The sequence below is a fragment of the Sedimentitalea todarodis genome, assembly GCF_032595355.1.
In the GTDB taxonomy this organism is placed as follows: Bacteria; Pseudomonadota; Alphaproteobacteria; order Rhodobacterales; family Rhodobacteraceae; genus Sedimentitalea; species Sedimentitalea todarodis.
Genome location: NZ_JASMWN010000017.1, coordinates 76,513 through 95,714 on the forward strand (window position 1 = coordinate 76,513; position 19,202 = coordinate 95,714).

Genomic DNA, 19,202 nt, shown 5'->3' on the forward strand with positions numbered 1-19,202 from the left:
TAGGGTCGCCGCCATGACAGCGCTGCACCTCACCTATTCCGACGATCAGGCGACGGCCCACGACCAAGTTGCAGAAATGTTGCGCGGGGCGGGGATCGATATCGATGACGGAACGACCATGCCGCCACGCGACGATGGCGCCGGGGTGATGGCGCTGGTCGGCAAGGCGGGATCTGGCAAGACATTGCTGCTGGCAGAGCTCTACAATGAGATGGAGCGCGCCGGGGTCGATGTCGTGTCCGGCGACTATGAGAGCCGGCGCAACAAAAGCAAGCGAAGCCTTGCCATTCTTGCACCGACCAACAAGGCGGCCAGCGTCTTGCGCCTGCGGGGCGTTCCGGCGACGACGATCCACCGCATTCTCTATACGCCGGTCTATGATCCGGAGTACGAACGCATTGCCGAATGGCTGGCCAACGACGGGGATCGTCCCGAAATCGAGGGGCTGACCGATCTGGCGCTGGACCGTGCTGCGGCGTTCTATGCCGGAAACAAGTCAATTCCCGGCGCTTTGGCCGCGGCAGGGTTGCGCGGGTCGGATTTCATCACCGGATGGAAACGGCGCGAAGATCCCCTTGATATCGGATTCGTCGATGAATCCTCGATGCTGGACGATCGGCAATTCGAAGACCTCAAGGACATATTTCCGACGCTGGTTCTGTTTGGTGATCCGGCCCAGCTTGCGCCGGTCAATCAATCCGGCAGCATGGTATTTGACGGTTTGCCAGACGCGCGCAAGCTGACCCTGCACCGCGTCCATCGGCAGGATGCAGACAATCCGATTCTCGACCTCGCGCACGCGCTGGCCGATCCGCAACTGAGCTTTCAGGATTTCGAGAAGATGGTCGAAGAGACCGCTCGCCGGGACGAGCGGGTGGTCTGGGGTCAGCGAGTCGAAGTTGATCTGATGGCGCGCAGCCCTGTTCTGGTCTGGCGCAATGCAACCCGTATCCGGCTGATCAGTGCTTTCCGCTCCGTCCATGACGCACCCGAAGATGCGCTTTTGGAGGGAGAGCCGCTGATTTGCGATGGTATCGAATTGCCGGCAAAGCACCGAAAGCGGCGGATCGACCTTGAGGCGCGCGGGCTGATCAAGGGCGCGCAGGTTGTATATATGGGCCCTGGCAAAAAGCCCGGATTTTCGCGTTTGCACGTTATTGGCGCCGAAGATCCGCAGGTCAGCGCCGCCTCGATCGTCAAGATCGAAAAGCCCGACGAAGAAGAACCCTTCATCCCTTTTGCTGCCGGCATGGGAGCGGCGTTCCTGCATGGTGCGGCGGTAACGATCCACAAGGCACAGGGATCGCAATGGGATACGGTTCAAGTGTTTGCGCCGGACTTGTTTGTCGCGGCGCGGATGGGGCGGATCGAGGCCGGACAACCATTGTGGAAGCGGCTTGCCTATGTCGCGATCACGCGGGCGCAGGAACGGCTGATCTGGGTGGTGCGCAATCGGTTGTCCAAACCAACCTACCCGCTGCAGGTGGATGATCTGCGGGTCACGCCGGTGGCGCCGCTCACGCTTGAGATGGAAGAGCCATGAGAACCATATTGATCACGGGTGCCAGTAGCGGGATCGGAAGGGCGACGGCAGAAGTGTTCCTCCAACAAGGCTGGCAGGTCGGTGTCCTCGCACGACGTGCAGGCCCTCTCGAAGAGATTGCGCAGCAGCATCCCGACGCGATCCCGCTGGTGGCGGATGTCACCGATGCCAATGCCGTGGATGCGGCATTTGGGGCGTTTCTGGACCGGGCCGGGCGATTGGATGTGCTGTTCAACAATGCCGGTATCTTTACGCCCGGAGGCACCATTGACGAGATCGAGTTCGACGATTGGTATCGCTCCGTCAATGTGAACCTGAACGGGATGTTCCTGTGCGCGCGCGCGGCGTTTGGTGCAATGCGGAGGCAAACGCCGCAGGGCGGACGCATCATCAACAACGGCTCTATCGCGGCTCATGTGCCGCGTCCCAATTCGGTTGCATATTCAGCGACGAAACATGCGATCACCGGCCTGACGCGCAGCCTTTCATTGGACGGGCGCCCGTTTGATATTGCCTGTGGTCAGATCGATATCGGGAACGCGCTGACACCGATGGTCGAGGCCCTGAACGAGAAGAAACTTGCCGCGGACCCGACCGCCGAACCGGATCACACCATGAATGTGGGCGATGCCGCTGCATCCGTTCTGCATATGGCGGCGCTGCCGTTGAATGCGAACGTGCAGTTCATGACGGTGATGGCGACCAAGATGCCCTATATCGGGCGCGGCTAGACGCTAAAGCGTTCCGCGTTAAACCTGAATCACCTAACGCTGCCTGAAATCATAGATTTCAACGCGTTAGGTGACACCAGATGATCCAAGTTAGACGCGAAACGCTCTAGTTGCGGAGCAGGCGGAAGGCGGCAGAGGCGCCCCAGCCAGCGGCGATGGCGATGGCCAGGGACAAAAGACCATACCAGAACGGCTGCTCCCGCGAGAGCGCAAACAGCCAACGTTCCAGCCCGACCTTTTGAACGGCGATCGAGGTTTCATAACTGGAAACCACCTGGCCGTCGCGGGTCAGAAAGATCCGGGTGGCATAATCGCCCTCGGTCAGGTTGGCGGGCAATTTGATGGCAGTCCGAAACAGAGTTTGCTGATCCAGCGCGATACCGCTTTCGAGCGTCTGGTAAAGATCGGCGTTGCGCCGAATGCGGATCACGGCGTCGGTAAACGAGGCGGCGTTCTCGATGTTGTCCGGCGCCCCGACTGACCGGATGGCCCGGTCGATTGTCACCTTGTGGCGGAGGTCCTCGGTTTCGCTCAGCACGTCCGAGAGCGGCGCGGTTGTGGCAACCGCATAAAAACTTGGCGCCCGATCGACGTCGACCGAGGCGGTGTTGACCCAGATTCCAAACCATTTGGATTTGCGCCGTACCGTAACCGGCTGCGACGGCCCGGTGATGGTGATCACCACTTCCAAAGGAGACCCCTCAGGTATCGGGCTTTCGCGTTTCACGGCACCAAATATAAGGATCTCGGATCCATCAAAACTCGTGGTGATGGCCACCTTGTCCTTGCTGAGGCCCAGAACGACTTCTTCCGCGGCTGCGATGACCGGAAGCAGGGTCAGAAACAGAAATGCCAGCCAGCGCATGATCAATGCCCGCCCGATACGCCAAGCGAATAGAGCTCGCTCGGTTGCAGCAGGAGATCGAGCGCGAGCTTGCCGCAGACGACCAGAACCATCAGCGCCAGCAGGATGCGCAACTGTTCCGCCTTCATCTTGACGCCGATCCGTGTGCCGATCTGCGCACCGATCACCCCGCCAATCAGCAGCAACAGAGCAAGAACAATATCCACGGTGTAGTTCGTGGTGGCGTGCAACATGGTTGTAAACGCGGTCACAAAAATGATCTGAAACAGCGAGGTTCCGACAACCACCTTGGTCGGCATGCCAAGGACATAGATCATCGCAGGCACCATGATAAATCCGCCGCCAACACCCATGATCGCGGCCAGAATGCCCACAACCACCCCGACAATCACCGGTGGGATCACGGAAATATAGAGGCCCGAAGTGCGAAAACGCATTTTGAACGGAAGCGCGTGGACCCAGGTGCGCTGTCGCCGCGCCGCCGGTGGGCTGCCACCAGCCTTGCGGGACTTGCGGATCGCGTTCAGGCTTTCGATGAACATCAACCCGCCGACAACGCCCAGAAACACGACGTAACAGAGCCGAACCAGCAGGTCGACCTGGCCGATGCTCTTGAGGTAATTGAAGACCACGACGCCGAACGCCGCGCCAATCAAACCCCCGACGAGAAGCACGCCTCCCATCTTGAGGTCCACGGTTTTTCGCTTGAAATGAGCAAGGACGCCCGAGAACGACGAGGCCACGATCTGGTTGGCTTCTGTTGCGACCGCGACGGGAGGCGGGATGCCGATGAAGAACAGCAGCGGAGTCATCAGAAAGCCGCCGCCAACCCCGAACATGCCGGACAAGACGCCGACCATTCCACCCAATCCCAAAAGGAGAAACGCGTTGACAGAGACTTCGGCAATGGGAAGGTAGACTTGCATGTTCCTTGTTAGACCCCTCCGGGGCGACAAATCAACCGTCTATGCCGCTCTGCAGCAATCTGGGGTGGTGTCAGGCTGCAAACTGGACCTATCGGCTCAGCGTTCCTTGACATACGGCTCGCCACCTGCCCGCGGTGGGATGGCTTTGCCGACAAAACCCGCCAGGATCACCACCGTCAGGATATAGGGCAGGGCATCCATTACCTGGACCGGAATCACAAAGCCACCGAGATCAATGTTCTGGTAGCGCAGTGCGACCGCTTGCAGGAACCCGAACAAGAGGCAGGCCCACATCGCGTGCCAGGGCCGCCATTTGGCAAAGATCAGGGCCGCAAGGGCGATGAACCCGCGCCCGGCCGTCATGTCCTTGACGAACCCCGCTTGCAGGGCGGTGGCAAGATAGGCCCCGGCGATGCCGCAGAGGACGCCGCAGATCGCGACGGCTGCATAGCGCAACCCGACAACCGATACACCGGCCGTATCCACCGCCGCCGGGTTTTCGCCCACGGCCCGCAGGCGCAGGCCAAACCGTGTGCGATAGAGGACCCACCATGTCGCGGGCACGGCGAGGAAGGCGACATAGACGAGGATGGAATGTCCCGACAGCAGTTCGGAATAGATCGGTCCGATGAACGGCACGTCGGCAACGGCATCTGCAAAGGGGAACGTGAGTGGCTCGAACCGTCCGCCACCCATCAGCGATGGTGTCCGACCGCCCTGGCCAAACCAGTCCTGTGCGATAAGCACGGTCATGCCTGCCGCAAGAAAATTGATCGCAACGCCGGAAATCAGTTGATTGCCGCGAAAGGTGATCGACGCAAGACCGTGCAAGGCCGACAGCACCAGCGATGCGGCGATACCTGCAAGGAGTCCCAACCAGACCGACCCGGAGACTGCTGCGACCGCGGCGGAAAAGAACGCCGCGGCGAGCATCTTGCCTTCGAGGCCGATATCAAAAATACCCGCGCGCTCCGAAAACAGCCCGGCAAGGCAGGCCAGCAAGAGCGGGGTGCCCAGACGGACGGTGCTGTCGAGAACCTGAATGATCGTCAGAAAATCCATCATCCGTTCCTCTGGCGCAGCCGCAGGAAGACCCGTTCAAGCGGCATCCGCACCATGTTGTCCAGCGCACCGGTGAACAGGATGACCAGCGCCTGAATGACCACGATCAATTCGCGGGGAATGGATGTCCACAAGGCGAGTTCCGCGCCACCCTGATAGAGAAAGCCGAACAGGATCGCAGCCAAGAACACGCCGAACGGGTGGCTGCGGCCCATCAGGGCCACTGCAATCCCTATAAACCCGGCGCCTTCGGTGGCGTTCAGCACCAGCCGCTCGGCCTCGCCCATCACATTGTTGATCGCCATCATTCCGGCCAGTCCGCCCGAGATCAGCATTGCGATCATGGTGATCCGGAACGGCGAGATCCCGGCATAGAGCGCGCCGGTTTCCGAATGCCCATAGGCGCGGATTTCATACCCCAGACGCGTCCGCCAGATCAGCAACCAGACCGCGACACAGGCAGCAAGTGCGACAAAGAACGTGATATTTGCCGGTGCCCCGCGAAACAGCGCGGAGTCGGCGGTTGAAAACATGTCCTGAAACGAGGGCAGATGAACCGCTTCGGGGAAGCGCGCGGTGGCCGGGTCCATCGCGCCTTTCGGGCGCATCACATTGACCAGCATATAGTTAAGCACGGCCGCTGCGATGAAATTGAACATGATCGTGGTGATCACAATATGGCTGCCGCGCCGCGCTTGCAGATAGGCGGGGATCGCGGCCCAGGCTGCGCCAAAGAGGGCGGCGGCGACCGAGGCAAAGATCAGGGCCAGCGTCCAATGCGGCCACGGAACATAGAGGCAGGCAATCGCCACGCCCAACCCGCCCAGCATCGCCTGACCTTCGCCGCCGATGTTGAAAAGCTTTGCATGAAAGGCGACCGACACCGCGAGGCCCGTAAACATGAAGTTGGTGGCGTAATAGAGCGTATAGCCCCATCCATAGGTCGACCCCAACGCCCCCTTGACCATCAGGCTGACAGCGGCAACCGGATCTTCGCCGATACCGATGATCACCAGTGCCGACAAGATCGCCGCCAGCACCAGCGAGATCAGCGGGATCAGTACCACATCGGCCCATTTCGGCATCACGTCCATGTCACGCGGCCTCCCCGGATACGCCGGCCATCAGCAGGCCCAGCTCTTTTTCATCAGTCTGGTCCGGCAGCCGTTCGCCCATGATATGACCGTCAAACATCACGGCGATGCGGTCTGACAGCGAAAAGATCTCTTCCAGTTCCACTGATACCAGCAGGATCGCCTTGCCCTGATCGCGCAGCGCGACGATCTGTTTGTGAATGAACTCGATCGCGCCGATATCCACGCCGCGCGTGGGCTGTCCGACCAACAGCAGTTCGGGGTTGCGTTCGATTTCACGCGCCACCACGATCTTTTGCTGGTTGCCGCCGCTGAAATTCTTGGCGGCCAGCCACGGGTCTGGCGGGCGCACGTCGAACCGCTCCATCTTGGCCTCGGTGTCGGCGCGCAAGGCGGCATTGTTCATCAGCATGCCGCTGCGATAGATGTCGTCGCGGTGATAGCCAAAGGCGACGTTTTCCCACGCATGGAATTCCATGATCAGCCCTTCGCTCTGACGATCTTCGGGCACGTGCGCGATCTGTTGGTCCCGACGGGCCTGGCCGTCCGATCCTTGCCCTGACAAGGCAAGTGGTGCCCCGCTGACCCGGATGGTGCCGACCCCCGTGCGCATCCCGCCCAGCACCTCGAGCAGTTCGGACTGACCGTTCCCCGCAACCCCGGCAATGCCGAGGATCTCGCCGGCGCGCACGGTCAGGTCGATGCCCTTGACCCGTTCCACGCCCTTGTCGTCGACCACTCTCAGGTTCTCGATTTCCAGGATCGGTTTGCCGGGGCTCGCAGGCCTCTTGTCCACCTGCAGCAGGACCTTGCGCCCGACCATCAACTCGGCAAGGTGCTCGGGGCTGGTTTCCGATGTCTTGACGGTGGCGGTCATCTCGCCGCGCCGCATCACGCTGACTGTGTCGGTGGCTTCCATGATTTCGCGCAGCTTGTGAGTGATCAGGATGATCGTCTTGCCCTCGTCCTTCAGCCGATGAAGAATGCGAAACAGTTGATCGGCTTCGGCCGGGGTCAGCACGCCAGTCGGCTCATCGAGAATGAGGATCTCGGCCTGCCGATACAGCGCCTTGAGGATTTCGACCCGCTGTTGCTTGCCGACACCGATGTCTTCGATCCGCGCATCGGGATCGACGTTCAGCCCGTATTCCGTCTCAAGTTCGATCAGAACATTGCGGGCCTTGGCCAGCGACGGTTTCAGCAAGCGGCCATCTTCGGCGCCCAGGACGATGTTCTCCAGAACAGTGAAGTTCTGGACAAGTTTGAAATGCTGAAAGACCATACCGATGCCTGCGGCGATCGCCGCCTGGCTATCGGGTATCTGGGTTTTCTCGCCGGAGATGAAAATCTCGCCTTTGTCAGCTTTGTAAAAGCCGTATAGAATGCTCATCAGCGTCGATTTACCAGCGCCGTTTTCGCCGATGATCCCGTGGATCGTACCCGGCATGACGCGGATGGAAATGTCCTTGTTGGCCTGAACCGGCCCAAACGCCTTGGAAATCCCGCGCAGCTCAATTGCCGGGGGTGGGGCGACAGCTTCCTGCCGCCCCGTATCCCTGTCCGCCGCCATGCTCAGAAGCTCAGGGCAGGGCAGGTATCGTTTTCGTAATAGCTGACGACGCTGATCTCGCCGTCGATGATCTGCTGGCGAGCCTCGTCTACCGCCGCTTTCATGTCGTCGGTGACCAGTTCGGCGTTGTTCTCATCCAAGGCATAGCCAACGCCGTTTTCCGCAAGCCCAAGAGTGAACACGCCGGTTTCAACATCAGTGCCGGCTTTCATGGCGTCATAGACGGCCACATCCACCCGCTTCATCATCGAGGTCAGCACCTTGCCCGGGTGCAGGTGGTTTTGGTTGCTGTCCACGCCGATGGACAACACACCTTCATCCGCAGCCGTTTGCAGCACGCCCACGCCTGTGCCGCCGGCAGCGGCATAGATCACGTCCGCGCCCTGGCTGATCTGTGCCTTGGTCAGTTCGCTGCCCTTGACCGGATCGTTCCAGGCCGCTGGCGTGGTTCCCGTCATATTGGCGACGATGTTGATCTCCGGGTTCACCGCCTTGGCGCCCTGCGCGTATCCGCAGCCGAAATGCCGGATCAGGGGCACATCCATGCCGCCGACGAACCCGACGGTGCCGGACTTGCTGGCCAGTGCCGCCATCATGCCGACCAGGTACGATCCTTCATGCTCGGCAAAGGCGACCTGCCGCAGGTTGGGAACGTCCAGCCAGCTGACGTCAATCACGACGAACTTGGTGTCCGGGTAGTCCGGCGCAACCGTGCTGAGCGGATCGGCCATGGCAAAGCCCATGGTGATCACCGGATTGGCCCCGGCCTCTGCAAAGCGGCGCAGCGCCTGTTCGCGCTGGGCCTCGGACTGGAGTTCGATTTCCAGGAAGGAGCCGCCGGTTTCCTCGGCCCATTTCGTAGCACCGGCAAAGGCAGCTTCGTTGAACGACTTGTCGAATTTGCCGCCCAGATCAAAGATGAGTGCGGGGTCTGCCATGGCGGCACCTGCAGTCAGGGCAATGGTGGCCGCTGCACCCATCAGGGATTTCATAAGAGTCATTTGGGATCTCCCGGTTGTTTTTTGCATTGGGGCCGTCAGGTTCATGACGTCCGACCCGGTTCGTATGTGGTAGAGTGTGTGACACGATTAAGGCCGCAGGTGGTTCACGGGGTCAACCGTTTTCCTGATATCTCAAATGGATTTGGGCGGTTAACCCTGCGAGAGGTCTCGCGACATCAGGATGGCGTCGCAGGTGGTACCGTCCGGGCGCGGGTAATATCCCGTCCTGGTTCCGCTCCGCACATAGCCGCAAGCAGAATAGAGTGCGAGCGCCGGGTGGTTGTCGGCGGCAACGTCCAGAAACGCCTGGGTCGCGCCAAGCGCACGTGCCCTGTCGTGCCAGAGCAACATGCAGGCCCTTGCGCGGCCTTGCCGCTGGGATTTGGGGCGCGTGGCGATGGTCAACAGCTCGGCTTCGTCGGCGATCACGCGGAACAGGGCAAAGCAATCCGCGTCTCCCGCCACGTGGCAGAATTGTTGATCCAGAAGGCTGGCAAACTCTTCGGCGCTCCAGGGCCGCGCCTGCGCAAACGCCGCCTTGTGGATTTCCGCCATGTCGGCCGGCGCGATCAATCCAGCAACACCGGCGGCACATCGCTTGACGGGGCCGCATCCGCCGCGCGGGCATATTGGGGGGCGGGTGGTGCGATCGTGGTTTGCCAGTTGGCCGCAGTGATCCACGCAATCGCCTCGGCCAGGCGTTTGGGGCTGCTCTCGGCCCGCAACGGACGGCCGGCGATGTCCTCGGCCTCGGCAATTGGCATCAGGCGCGGCATCGAGCAGGAATCGGTGGAATCGCAAAGATAGACCTGATCACGCGGGGCGGGGATTGCGACCACACTATTGGGCGCGAGCCAGCCCCGGGCCTGACAGCCATTTACCCCGACTGCCGGGATGTTCAGCCCGAGAGCCAAACCGCGCGCCGCAGAGACCGCAATGCGGATGCCGGTAAAATTGCCGGGGCCGACCCCGACGCCGATTGCGGTGAGATCTGACCAGGCTTTGCCGCCTGCATCCAGCACGTCATGGAGCAAGGGCATCAGGCGCTCGGCCTGCCCGCGTTGCATTGCTTCGAGCCGGGTGACAGTCACGCGCCCGCCGGACAGCAATGCGGCCGCGCAATGCGCGGCCGACGTATCGAATGCCAGAAACGTTCGGTCAGACGGCAACCGGGCGCACCTCGGTCACCTCGGGGATATAGTGGCGCAGCAGGTTCTCGATGCCCATCTTCAACGTCAGCGTCGATGACGGGCAGCCCGCGCAGGCGCCCTGCATGTGCAGATAGACGACACCGCGTTCAAAGCCGTGGAACGTGATGTCACCGCCATCCTGTGCCACAGCAGGGCGCACCCGGCTGTCCAGCAATTCCTTGATCTGGTTGACGATCTCGGCATCCTCGCCGCTGTGTTCCGCATGGCCCGAGGCGGCCTGCTCGCCACTGTCGATGATCGGCTGACCGGACTGGTAGTGCTCCATCACCGCGCCAAGAATTGCGGGTTTCACGTGATCCCATTCGACACCATCTTCTTTGGTGACGGTAACGAAGTCATTGCCAAAGAACACGCCGGTGACACCCTGCACCGCAAAAATGCGCTGTGCCAGCGGGGATTTTCCGGCCGTTTCGGCGGACGGGAAATCGGCGGTTCCGGTGTCCAGTACGGTTTGACCCGGCAGGAATTTCAAGGTTGCGGGGTTCGGTGTGGATTCGGTCTGGATGAACATGGCATAGCTCCGATTGCGTCTATTGGATATGCGCCCGGGGCGGGATCAAGTCAAGGTTTGGAATGGTTCTAAAATGCGCGCGCCGTACAACCGACGCGCTGTGAAACAAAAAAGCTCAGGTAATCGCCTCCAGTTGTTCCTTGCTCAGATCGCCGGGCACGATGGTGATTGGAATCGGTAAGGAGCCGGAGGACCGCGCCATCTGCGACACCAGCGGGCCGGGGCCCTTCTTGTCGGTGCCCGCGCCGAGGACAAGAACGCCGATTTCGGGGTCTTCCTTGACCTGTGCAATGATCTCGGACACGGCCTCGCCCTCGCGGATCACCAGTTCCGGGTCGACACCCTGCCGGTCACGCATCCATTTGGCAAAGACTTCGAAATGCGCATGTATGCGCTCGCGCGATTCTTCGCGCATCACTTCGCTGACGCCGATCCAGTGGTTGAACTCATCCGGGGGAATGACCGACAGGATGGCGACACCGCCACCGGTATGCGCCGCCCGCATCGCTGCGAAACGCATCGCATTCAGGCATTCGCGGCTGTCGTCCAGTACCACAAGAAACTTGCGCATCGCGATATTCTCCCTTGATGGCGATCATGACTCAGCGGCGGCGCGCTGGCAATCCGCTAGGTGGCGGCGTCCGAAGCGGCCCAGTCCCAATACATGTCGCGCAATCGCTGTGCCACCGGTCCGGCCTGATATTGCGTATCGTCAAAGGCGGTTACCGGCGTGATCTTGGACATATTGCCGGTCATGAACACCTCGTCCGCCTGCTGGAAATCATCAAAGCTCAGGATGGTTTCATGGATCGGAACGCCATCGGCCCTGAGGTTGGTGATATGGCGCGCGCGGGTGATACCGGCGAGGAACGTCCCGTTCGGAATGGGGGTGAACACTTCACCGTCGCGCACCATGAAGATGTTTGCCGTCGCCGTTTCCGCCACATTGCCCATAACGTCTGCGACGAGGGCATTGGCAAAACCCTTGCTGCGGGCCTCGACCAGCATGCGGGCGTTGTTGGGATAGAGACAGCCGGCCTTGGCATTGACGACCGCATCCTCGAGCACCGGGCGGCGAAACCGCGTGCGGGTCAGGGTTGCGGTCGCGGTAGGCGGGGCAAAGGGAATCTCTTCGAGGCAAATGGCGAACCCGGTCTTTTCGGGCTGTGGCACGATCGCGGTCAGGTCGCCATCGATGCCCCAGTACATGGGGCGAATATAGACCGCGGCCTCCTTGCCATATGCCGCCAATCCCTCGCGGGTGATCGCGATCATCTCGTCGGTGCTGACGGTTGGTGTCAGCATCAGCGCATGGGCGGACCGGTTTACCCGTTCGCAATGGGCCCGCAGATCCGGTGTCAGCCCTTTCACCATCCGCGCCCCGTCGAACACGCCGCTACCCAGCCAGGCGCCATGATCGGCGGCCCGCATGATCGGCACATCGCGGTCCTGCCAGGTGCCGTTGAAGTAAGTGCGGATGTTGCTGCCGGTCGCCATAGTCTTTGTCCTCTGTCTGGCGCGGACCCTAGGCGCGCTCAGAACGGGCGTCCAGACCATATCTCGGCGCAGCGCGGGCAGGCGGCCCGCAGGATCAGCGCCCGATGGGCGAAACGCGATGCATGCGGAAGTCTATCTGGTCAGAAACCTGCATTTGCGCTTTGCTTACGACATGATCCCGCTCCGCCGGGGTCATGCATCAAACGGGAGGATCTCATGTCACAAAAGTATTCGGGGGGATGCGAGCATGTTCACACACATGCCGATCACGACCCTATCGACAACCACACCTGTCACTGTTCGGTCTGCAAGAGTGTCACCGGTCAGCCGACCACCCACGTCGCGTTTTTCAATCACGATGATGTGGTCGTTGACCATCCGGAAGAGTTGAACCGGCAACCCTTCAACGCAAACAACCCGGACGGCCCGCTCGAACTCTGCACCTGCAAGGACTGCGGCACGCCGATCATGCTGGACGACAAACAGAACCGCATCCGCGCGATCGTCCCGAACCTGATGGGGTATGCCGATGCGTTTCCGGCAGCGACCTATCATGCGTTCTATGACGCGGCGGCCGGTGTCGCCCGTCCCAGCGACGGGCGGCCTGTACATGAAGGTCTGCGACCGGAATTTGTCTGGCCGCAAGGCTCCTGACATACCGACCCAAGGGCCCGTAGCCGGCCTCGGAGAAGCTGCACCGGCTGACGCCGGGGCAGCTGTTCTGCATGCAGGAGGCCATGCGCTGACTGCATGGCGGCAAGACCCCGATGGACGTAGATATCGCTAACAGTCCTTCATAGATCCCCTTCATGAAACGACACGACGGCTTGTTCAACGAACGATGACCGTCAACATGAAGGACAAACAAGATGAACTACGCACAGACTTCGCCTCTCGAAGGCTTTGGCCTGAGACGCCGAATGCGCGGTTTGATTACCGCGTTCAAAACCGCGCGCGCCCGGCGCGCTGCATTCGACCGCGCCTATACGGAATTGCGGTCACTGGACGATCGGGAACTGATGGACCTCGGGCTGAGCCGTTCGGATTTTGTCGATCTCGCCGAGGCAGAAGCCAACAAGGTTGTGCCGATCTGAAGAACCGGCCCATCCCCTTGCCCTCATGGACGGGCAGTACGGTTGGGGCGGGCCGCGCTGGTGATGGCAGCGGGCATCGGCGCTCACGCCATGCGGGCAACTTCATGTCTTGAACCGTTCGCGCTCCTCGCCTATACGCCCCCGGTGGGCTGATGCAGTCCGCACGACTCAGACATGAAACGCCGCGTTTGACCGCTCCCGTCGCTGGGGGTCATTTCCGGCAAAAGGAGAAGCGACATGAAATTGCATGAATTGCACGACAATGACGGCGCAACCAAAAAGCGCAAGCGCGTTGGACGTGGTCCGGGCTCGGGCACGGGCAAGACCGGTGGCCGTGGTATCAAGGGCCAGAAATCCCGTTCGGGTGTGGCGATCAATGGCTACGAAGGCGGCCAGATGCCGCTCTACCAGCGCCTGCCAAAGCGCGGATTCAACAAGCCGAACCGCAAGTCTTTCGCAGTGGTGAACCTTGGCCTGATCCAGAAATTCATCGACGCCAAGAAGCTCCACGCAGGCAGCGCGATCACCGAAGACGCGTTGATTGCCAGCGGTTTGGTGCGCCGCAAACTTGACGGTATCCGGGTTCTGGCCAAGGGCGATATCACCTCCAAGGTGACGCTCGAAGTCACCGGCGCCAGCAAGTCGGCCATCGAAGCGGTCGAGAAAGCGGGCGGCTCGCTGACGGTCACGAAAGCGATCGCAGCAGAATAACGGGTTGTGAGCGGCGCATATGCCGCTTACATAAACCTCAGTTTTCCAAGACGCCGCCCGAGCCGGAGAACGGCCACGGGCGGCGTTGTCATAAAAGAGACCCCATTCATGGTATCAGCAGCAGAGCAAATGGCGGCAAACACCAGTTGGTCCGCGCTCGGCAAGGCGACGGATCTTCGGAACCGCATCCTGTTCACCCTCGGGCTTTTGATCGTCTATCGGCTTGGCACATTCATCCCGGTTCCCGGCATCGACGGCATCGCCCTGCGCGAGTTCATGGAACAGGCCGGGCAGGGGATCGGTGGAATGGTGTCCATGTTCACCGGTGGCGCTCTGGGACGAATGGGAATTTTTGCTCTCGGGATCATGCCCTATATCAGCGCGTCGATCATCGTACAGCTGATGACCGCGATGGTGCCGCAGCTCGAACAGCTTAAGAAAGAGGGCGAACAGGGCCGCAAGAAGATCAACCAGTATACCCGCTACGGCACGGTGCTGCTGGCGACGGTTCAGGCCTATGGTCTCGCGGTGTCGCTGGAATCTGGCGAGTTGGCGCATGATCCGGGACTGTTCTTCCGCATGTCCACCATGATCACGCTGGTCGGGGGCACAATGTTCCTGATGTGGCTGGGTGAACAGATCACTGCACGCGGCATCGGCAACGGTATCTCCTTGATCATCTTTGTCGGTATTGTGGCCGAAATCCCGGCCGCCATCGCACAATTCCTTGCAAGCGGCCGCTCCGGCGCAGTCAGCCCCGCAGTGATCGTCGGCGTGATCGTGATGATCATGGTGGTGATCACCTTCGTGGTGTTCATGGAGCGCGCCCTGCGCAAAATCCACATCCAGTATCCGCGCCGCCAGGTCGGCATGAAGGTCTACGACGGAGGCTCGTCGCACCTGCCGGTCAAGGTCAACCCCGCCGGTGTGATCCCCGCGATCTTTGCCAGTTCGCTGCTCTTGCTGCCGGTGACGATTTCAACCTTCTCGCAAGGCTCCGCAAGTGGTCCGGTGATGTCCTGGCTGCTGGCGAATTTTGGCCCCGGTCAACCGCTCTATTTGTTGTTCTTCGTGTCGATGATCGTGTTCTTTGCCTATTTCTACACCTTCAATGTCTCGTTCAAACCGGATGATGTGGCCGACAATCTCAAGAACCAGAATGGCTTTGTGCCCGGCATCCGCCCCGGCAAGAAAACCGCGGAGTATCTGGAATACGTGGTGAACCGGGTGCTGGTCGTCGGGTCTGCCTATCTCGCTGCGGTCTGTTTGCTGCCGGAGATCTTGCGTGCGCAGTTTGCCATCCCGTTCTACTTTGGCGGCACCTCGCTGTTGATCGTGGTCAGCGTGACCATGGATACCATCCAGCAGGCCCAGAGCCACCTTCTGGCGCATCAGTACGAGGGTCTGATTGAAAAGTCGCAGCTTCGTGGCCGCAGCGGCGGCAAGAAACGGACCAAGCGGGGTCCGGCGCGCAGATGAACATCATTCTGCTTGGCCCGCCGGGGGCGGGCAAGGGTACCCAGGCCCGCCAACTGGTCGAAACCCGTGGCATGGTACAGCTCAGCACTGGCGATATGTTGCGCGAAGCCAAGGACAGCGGCACCGAGATGGGCAAGATCGTTGCCGATGTGATGGCGCGCGGAGAGTTGGTCACGGACGAGATCGTGATCGGCCTGATCCGGGAAAAGCTGGAAGCAGGCGAGGGGACAGGGTTCATTTTTGATGGCTTCCCCCGCACGCTGGCGCAGGCCGACGCGCTTGGCGAATTGCTCAAGTCCACCGGTCAGACGCTGGATGCCGTGATCGAGATGCAGGTTGACGACGACGCGCTGGTGGCGCGGATCACCGCGCGCTCGACCTGCGGTGGCTGCGGCGAAGTCTATAATGACATCACCAAGCCCCAGCCGGCAGATGGCAAATGCTCCAACTGCGGCGCCTCCGATTTCCAACGCCGGGCGGATGACAACGAAGAGTCGCTGCGCACCCGGCTGATGGAATACTACAAGAAAACCTCGCCGCTGATTGGCTACTACTATGCCAGGGACCTGCTGGCGACGGTGGATGGGCTGGGTGAAATATCAGACGTGCAGGGCGCGATTGCCAAGGCTCTGGATCAGGTTCGCCCTTGATCCAGAACCGCATCGGGACGGGAAGCCAATGCCGTGCGACAGAATCGTTTCCGTGCATTCTGCAGAGAGCTTGCAGCCTGAATTCACAACCCGTCAATCAACGCTTGACGCCCCTTCGAAAACGCCATACCCACCCCCATCTCGCAAGGGAATCAATGGTGCCGACCGGATTCGTCCGATCTGTGCAGACCACCTCAAAAGAATGCTGGGCCCGATGGCGACACTGCCAAGGCCAAGCGTTGTGAAAAAAGGGTCTGGAGTTACGGACCCGCAACGAAAAGGAAAGTGACACGTGGCACGTATTGCCGGCGTAAATATCCCGACTGCCAAGCGGGTTCCAATCGCCCTCACCTATATTACCGGAATTGGCAACACGACCGCCAAAGCCATTTGCGAAGGCGTCGGTATCGACATGGCACGTCGTGTCAACGAGTTGACCGACAGTGAGATCCTGCAGATCCGCGAGTTCATCGATGCCAACCTGAGCGTCGAAGGCGACCTGCGCCGTGAGACCCAGATGAACATCAAGCGTCTGATGGACCTTGGCTGCTACCGCGGTCTGCGTCATCGCCGGAACCTGCCTGTCCGTGGACAGCGGACCCACACCAACGCTCGCACCCGCAAAGGCCCCGCAAAGGCCATTGCCGGCAAGAAGAAATAGGGGGTCTGATCAATGGCACGCGAAAAGGTTCGTACCAAGAAAAAAGAGCGCAAGAACATCGCCGCCGGTGTGGCGCATGTGAACAGCAGCTTCAACAACACCAAGATCCTGATTTCCGACGTTCAGGGCAACGCGATTGCATGGTCGTCGGCTGGCACCATGGGGTTCAAGGGATCGCGTAAATCGACCCCTTACGCGGCTCAGATGGCCGCCGAGGATGCAGGCAAGAAAGCCCAGGATCACGGCGTCAAGACGCTGGAAGTCGAAGTGCAGGGCCCGGGTTCTGGCCGCGAAAGCGCGCTGCGTGCGCTGGCGGCTGTCGGGTTCAATATCACGTCGATCCGCGACGTGACCCCGATGGCACATAACGGCTGCCGCCCGCCAAAGCGCCGCCGCGTCTGAATACCCACAATAGGGCTGGGGCTGCGCGTTTTCGCACGGCCCCAGTTTCTCATTTTGAAACCTCGGGCGCCCGTATCTATCTGGACATGGGATACAGGCAGGAATGGAGGGACACATGATCCACAAGAATTGGGCAGAGCTGATCAAGCCGACCCAGCTGGAAGTAAAGCCGGGTAACGATCCCGCACGTCAGGCGACGGTTGTTGCCGAGCCGCTGGAACGCGGCTTTGGTTTGACGCTGGGCAATGCCCTGCGCCGTATCCTGATGAGCAGTCTGCAGGGCGCGGCCATCTCGAGCGTTCAGATCGACAATGTTCTGCACGAGTTCTCGTCGGTGGCCGGTGTGCGTGAAGACGTGACCGACATCGTTCTGAACCTCAAGGGCGTCAGCCTGCGCATGGAAGTCGAAGGGCCCAAGCGCCTTTCGATCCAGGCCAAGGGCCCTGCAGTCGTCACCGCAGCCGACATCAGCGAAAGCGCCGGGATCGAGGTTCTGAACCGTGATCACGTGATCTGTCACCTCGATGATGGCGCGGATCTATTCATGGAACTGACCGTGAATACCGGCAAGGGCTATGTCTCGGCTGAAAAGAACAAGCCCGAGGATGCACCCATCGGCCTGATCCCGATCGATGCGATCTATTCGCCGGTCAAGAAGGTCAGCTATGACGTGCAGCCGACCCGCGAGGGCCAGGTTCTGGACTATGACAAGCTGACCATGAAGATCGAAACCGACGGGTCGCTTACCCCTGATGATGCCGTGGCCTTTGCCGCGCGCATTCTTCAGGACCAGTTGTCGATCTTCGTCAACTTCGACGAACCTGAATCCGCTGGCCGTCAGGACGATGATGACGGGCTCGAGTTCAACCCGCTTCTGCTCAAGAAGGTGGACGAACTGGAATTGTCGGTTCGCTCGGCAAACTGCCTGAAGAACGACAACATCGTTTACATCGGCGATCTGATCCAGAAGACCGAGGCCGAGATGCTGCGCACGCCGAACTTTGGCCGCAAATCCCTGAACGAAATCAAGGAAGTGCTGTCGGGCATGGGCCTGCACCTGGGCATGGACGTCGAAGACTGGCCGCCGGACAACATCGAGGATCTGGCCAAGAAATTCGAAGACGCGTTCTAAACGCGTCTTCACCCCAATGCCCGCACTTGCGGGGAAGGCCGGGCAATACCGCCCCAACAGAGCCTCTGACACGCATCAGGGGCCGTACAAAGTATAAACCTGTAGAAGGAACTAGAAAATGCGTCACGCACGTGGTTACCGCCGCCTGAACCGAACACATGAGCACCGCAAGGCTCTGTTCTCGAACATGGCCGGCTCGCTCATCGAACATGAGCAGATCAAGACAACTCTGCCCAAGGCAAAAGAACTGCGCCCGATCATCGAAAAGATGATCACGCTGGCCAAACGCGGCGACGTTCATGCCCGTCGCCAGGCCGCGTCCAAGCTGAAGGAAGAACAGTACGTCGCAAAGCTGTTCGACGTTCTGGGCCCCCGTTACAAGGACCGTCAGGGCGGTTACGTTCGGGTTCTCAAGGCTGGCTTTCGCTATGGCGACATGGCCCCGATGGCGATCATCGAATTCGTCGATCGCGACCGCGACGCCAAGGGTGCTGCCGACAAGGCGCGCATTGCCGCTGCTGAGGCCGCTGACGAGTAAGACATTCCTCTGTTGAGCCGATGTTCAAACCCCGCCGATTCCGGCGGGGTTTTTTTGTCGTGCCGGCTGGCGTAAAGTACGGGCATGAACTCAGCATCCAATGCAGGATATTCCGGAACACCCCTGATCAGGAAACTGGGGTTCAAGCCAGGCTGGTGCGTTCGGGTGTTACACGCGCCAGAGGGATACGAGGGTCTGTTGGCGGCCGACCCCAGCGTGAAGCTGGATCATTCAGGTGGGCAGGCCGTATACGACGCGGTGCACCTGTTTCTGCGCAATACTGACGGGATCGCCACGGCGACGGAACGGGGCATCGCACTGCTGAAACCCGGCGGTATGATCTGGCTGTCCTGGGCCAAGAAATCCTCGACGCTGCATGCTGGCGTGACCGAAGACGATCTGCGCGCGGCGGTTCTGCCTTTGGGTTGGGTGGATGTAAAGGTCTGCGCCGTGGATGCGGATTGGTCCGGTCTGAAATTTCTCAAGAGACGTGGCTGAGCCGCGGCGCTTGCAATTCCTTGGTC

At 60.5% G+C, this 19,202-nt stretch carries 23 protein-coding genes; 12 read left to right on the forward strand and 11 right to left on the reverse strand.

Features of this window, described 5'->3' with window-relative positions:
• Nucleotides 1-13: 13 nt before the first annotated feature.
• Both QO231_RS18700 and QO231_RS18705 read left to right on the forward strand, forming a co-directional pair.
• Complete coding sequence (locus QO231_RS18700; protein WP_316779915.1) at nucleotides 14-1,543, forward strand: ATP-dependent DNA helicase; 1,530 nt, start codon at nucleotides 14-16, stop codon at nucleotides 1,541-1,543.
• Nucleotides 1,540-2,274 carry an SDR family oxidoreductase gene (locus tag QO231_RS18705; protein WP_316779918.1) on the forward strand — a complete coding sequence of 245 codons (735 nt, stop codon included), beginning with the start codon at nucleotides 1,540-1,542 and terminating at the stop codon, nucleotides 2,272-2,274. The genes QO231_RS18700 and QO231_RS18705 overlap by 4 nt, the downstream gene beginning before the upstream one ends.
• Before the next feature lie 106 nt (nucleotides 2,275-2,380).
• On the opposite strand, the gene QO231_RS18710 is transcribed toward QO231_RS18705, so the two are convergent.
• The 11 genes from QO231_RS18710 to QO231_RS18760 all read right to left on the reverse strand — a co-directional run bounded on the left by QO231_RS18710 (nucleotide 2,381) and on the right by QO231_RS18760 (nucleotide 12,011).
• Nucleotides 2,381-3,139, reverse strand: a complete 759-nt coding sequence (locus tag QO231_RS18710; protein WP_316779920.1) for a TIGR02186 family protein — start codon at nucleotides 3,137-3,139, stop codon at nucleotides 2,381-2,383.
• A 2-nt stretch (nucleotides 3,140-3,141) separates the two neighbouring features.
• A complete protein-coding gene (locus QO231_RS18715; RefSeq protein WP_316779924.1) occupies nucleotides 3,142-4,065 on the reverse strand; it encodes a sulfite exporter TauE/SafE family protein in 924 nt (307 codons plus the stop codon).
• Nucleotides 4,066-4,161: 96 nt separating this feature from the next.
• Nucleotides 4,162-5,127: an ABC transporter permease gene (locus QO231_RS18720; protein ID WP_316780085.1), complete on the reverse strand. Its 966-nt coding sequence runs from the start codon at nucleotides 5,125-5,127 to the stop codon at nucleotides 4,162-4,164.
• Nucleotides 5,127-6,221: an ABC transporter permease gene (locus tag QO231_RS18725; RefSeq protein WP_316779927.1), complete on the reverse strand. Its 1,095-nt coding sequence runs from the start codon at nucleotides 6,219-6,221 to the stop codon at nucleotides 5,127-5,129. Before QO231_RS18725 ends, QO231_RS18720 begins: the two co-directional genes overlap by 1 nt.
• 1 nt (nucleotide 6,222) lies before the next feature.
• Nucleotides 6,223-7,791, reverse strand: a complete 1,569-nt coding sequence (locus tag QO231_RS18730) for an ABC transporter ATP-binding protein (protein WP_316779931.1) — start codon at nucleotides 7,789-7,791, stop codon at nucleotides 6,223-6,225.
• A gap of 2 nt (nucleotides 7,792-7,793) precedes the next feature.
• Nucleotides 7,794-8,792 carry a BMP family lipoprotein gene (locus QO231_RS18735; protein WP_316779933.1) on the reverse strand — a complete coding sequence of 333 codons (999 nt, stop codon included), beginning with the start codon at nucleotides 8,790-8,792 and terminating at the stop codon, nucleotides 7,794-7,796.
• A 150-nt stretch (nucleotides 8,793-8,942) separates the two neighbouring features.
• Nucleotides 8,943-9,365 (reverse strand): GNAT family N-acetyltransferase, encoded by a 423-nt coding sequence (locus tag QO231_RS18740; protein WP_316779936.1) that lies wholly within the window; start codon nucleotides 9,363-9,365, stop codon nucleotides 8,943-8,945.
• Entirely contained in the window at nucleotides 9,362-9,961 is a 600-nt protein-coding gene (gene tsaB / locus QO231_RS18745; RefSeq protein ID WP_316779939.1) for a tRNA (adenosine(37)-N6)-threonylcarbamoyltransferase complex dimerization subunit type 1 TsaB, read from the reverse strand. Before tsaB ends, QO231_RS18740 begins: the two co-directional genes overlap by 4 nt.
• Nucleotides 9,951-10,514: a NifU family protein gene (locus tag QO231_RS18750; protein WP_316779941.1), complete on the reverse strand. Its 564-nt coding sequence runs from the start codon at nucleotides 10,512-10,514 to the stop codon at nucleotides 9,951-9,953. Before QO231_RS18750 ends, tsaB begins: the two co-directional genes overlap by 11 nt.
• A 115-nt stretch (nucleotides 10,515-10,629) precedes the next feature.
• Nucleotides 10,630-11,085 (reverse strand): universal stress protein, encoded by a 456-nt coding sequence (locus QO231_RS18755; protein ID WP_316779943.1) that lies wholly within the window; start codon nucleotides 11,083-11,085, stop codon nucleotides 10,630-10,632.
• Nucleotides 11,086-11,141: 56 nt separating this feature from the next.
• A complete protein-coding gene (locus tag QO231_RS18760; RefSeq protein WP_316779946.1) occupies nucleotides 11,142-12,011 on the reverse strand; it encodes a branched-chain amino acid aminotransferase in 870 nt (289 codons plus the stop codon).
• Between the two features lie 216 nt (nucleotides 12,012-12,227).
• Here QO231_RS18760 and QO231_RS18765 point away from each other — a divergent pair, with 216 nt between their 5' ends.
• The 10 genes from QO231_RS18765 (at nucleotide 12,228) to QO231_RS18810 (ending at nucleotide 19,176) form a co-directional block, all read left to right on the forward strand.
• Nucleotides 12,228-12,665: a GFA family protein gene (locus QO231_RS18765; RefSeq protein WP_316779948.1), complete on the forward strand. Its 438-nt coding sequence runs from the start codon at nucleotides 12,228-12,230 to the stop codon at nucleotides 12,663-12,665.
• A 215-nt stretch (nucleotides 12,666-12,880) separates the two neighbouring features.
• Complete coding sequence (locus QO231_RS18770) at nucleotides 12,881-13,105, forward strand: DUF1127 domain-containing protein (protein ID WP_316779951.1); 225 nt, start codon at nucleotides 12,881-12,883, stop codon at nucleotides 13,103-13,105.
• A gap of 237 nt (nucleotides 13,106-13,342) precedes the next feature.
• A complete protein-coding gene (gene rplO / locus QO231_RS18775) occupies nucleotides 13,343-13,816 on the forward strand; it encodes a 50S ribosomal protein L15 (RefSeq protein WP_316779954.1) in 474 nt (157 codons plus the stop codon).
• A 108-nt stretch (nucleotides 13,817-13,924) separates the two neighbouring features.
• Nucleotides 13,925-15,295 carry a preprotein translocase subunit SecY gene (secY, locus tag QO231_RS18780; protein ID WP_316779957.1) on the forward strand — a complete coding sequence of 457 codons (1,371 nt, stop codon included), beginning with the start codon at nucleotides 13,925-13,927 and terminating at the stop codon, nucleotides 15,293-15,295.
• Complete coding sequence (locus QO231_RS18785) at nucleotides 15,292-15,945, forward strand: adenylate kinase (RefSeq protein WP_316779961.1); 654 nt, start codon at nucleotides 15,292-15,294, stop codon at nucleotides 15,943-15,945. Before secY ends, QO231_RS18785 begins: the two co-directional genes overlap by 4 nt.
• Nucleotides 15,946-16,237: 292 nt before the next feature.
• The gene (rpsM, locus tag QO231_RS18790) at nucleotides 16,238-16,606 is read left to right on the forward strand and encodes a 30S ribosomal protein S13 (protein WP_316779963.1); all 369 of its coding nucleotides are present in this window, start codon (nucleotides 16,238-16,240) and stop codon (nucleotides 16,604-16,606) included.
• A gap of 12 nt (nucleotides 16,607-16,618) precedes the next feature.
• Nucleotides 16,619-17,008, forward strand: coding sequence for a 30S ribosomal protein S11 (rpsK, locus tag QO231_RS18795; protein ID WP_316779966.1), 390 nt, complete (start codon nucleotides 16,619-16,621; stop codon nucleotides 17,006-17,008).
• A gap of 115 nt (nucleotides 17,009-17,123) precedes the next feature.
• Nucleotides 17,124-18,140 (forward strand): DNA-directed RNA polymerase subunit alpha, encoded by a 1,017-nt coding sequence (locus QO231_RS18800; protein ID WP_316779969.1) that lies wholly within the window; start codon nucleotides 17,124-17,126, stop codon nucleotides 18,138-18,140.
• A 118-nt stretch (nucleotides 18,141-18,258) separates the two neighbouring features.
• Nucleotides 18,259-18,678 carry a 50S ribosomal protein L17 gene (gene rplQ, locus QO231_RS18805; protein ID WP_316779972.1) on the forward strand — a complete coding sequence of 140 codons (420 nt, stop codon included), beginning with the start codon at nucleotides 18,259-18,261 and terminating at the stop codon, nucleotides 18,676-18,678.
• An 84-nt stretch (nucleotides 18,679-18,762) separates the two neighbouring features.
• Nucleotides 18,763-19,176, forward strand: a complete 414-nt coding sequence (locus QO231_RS18810; RefSeq protein ID WP_316779974.1) for a hypothetical protein — start codon at nucleotides 18,763-18,765, stop codon at nucleotides 19,174-19,176.
• Nucleotides 19,177-19,202: the final 26 nt, after the last annotated feature.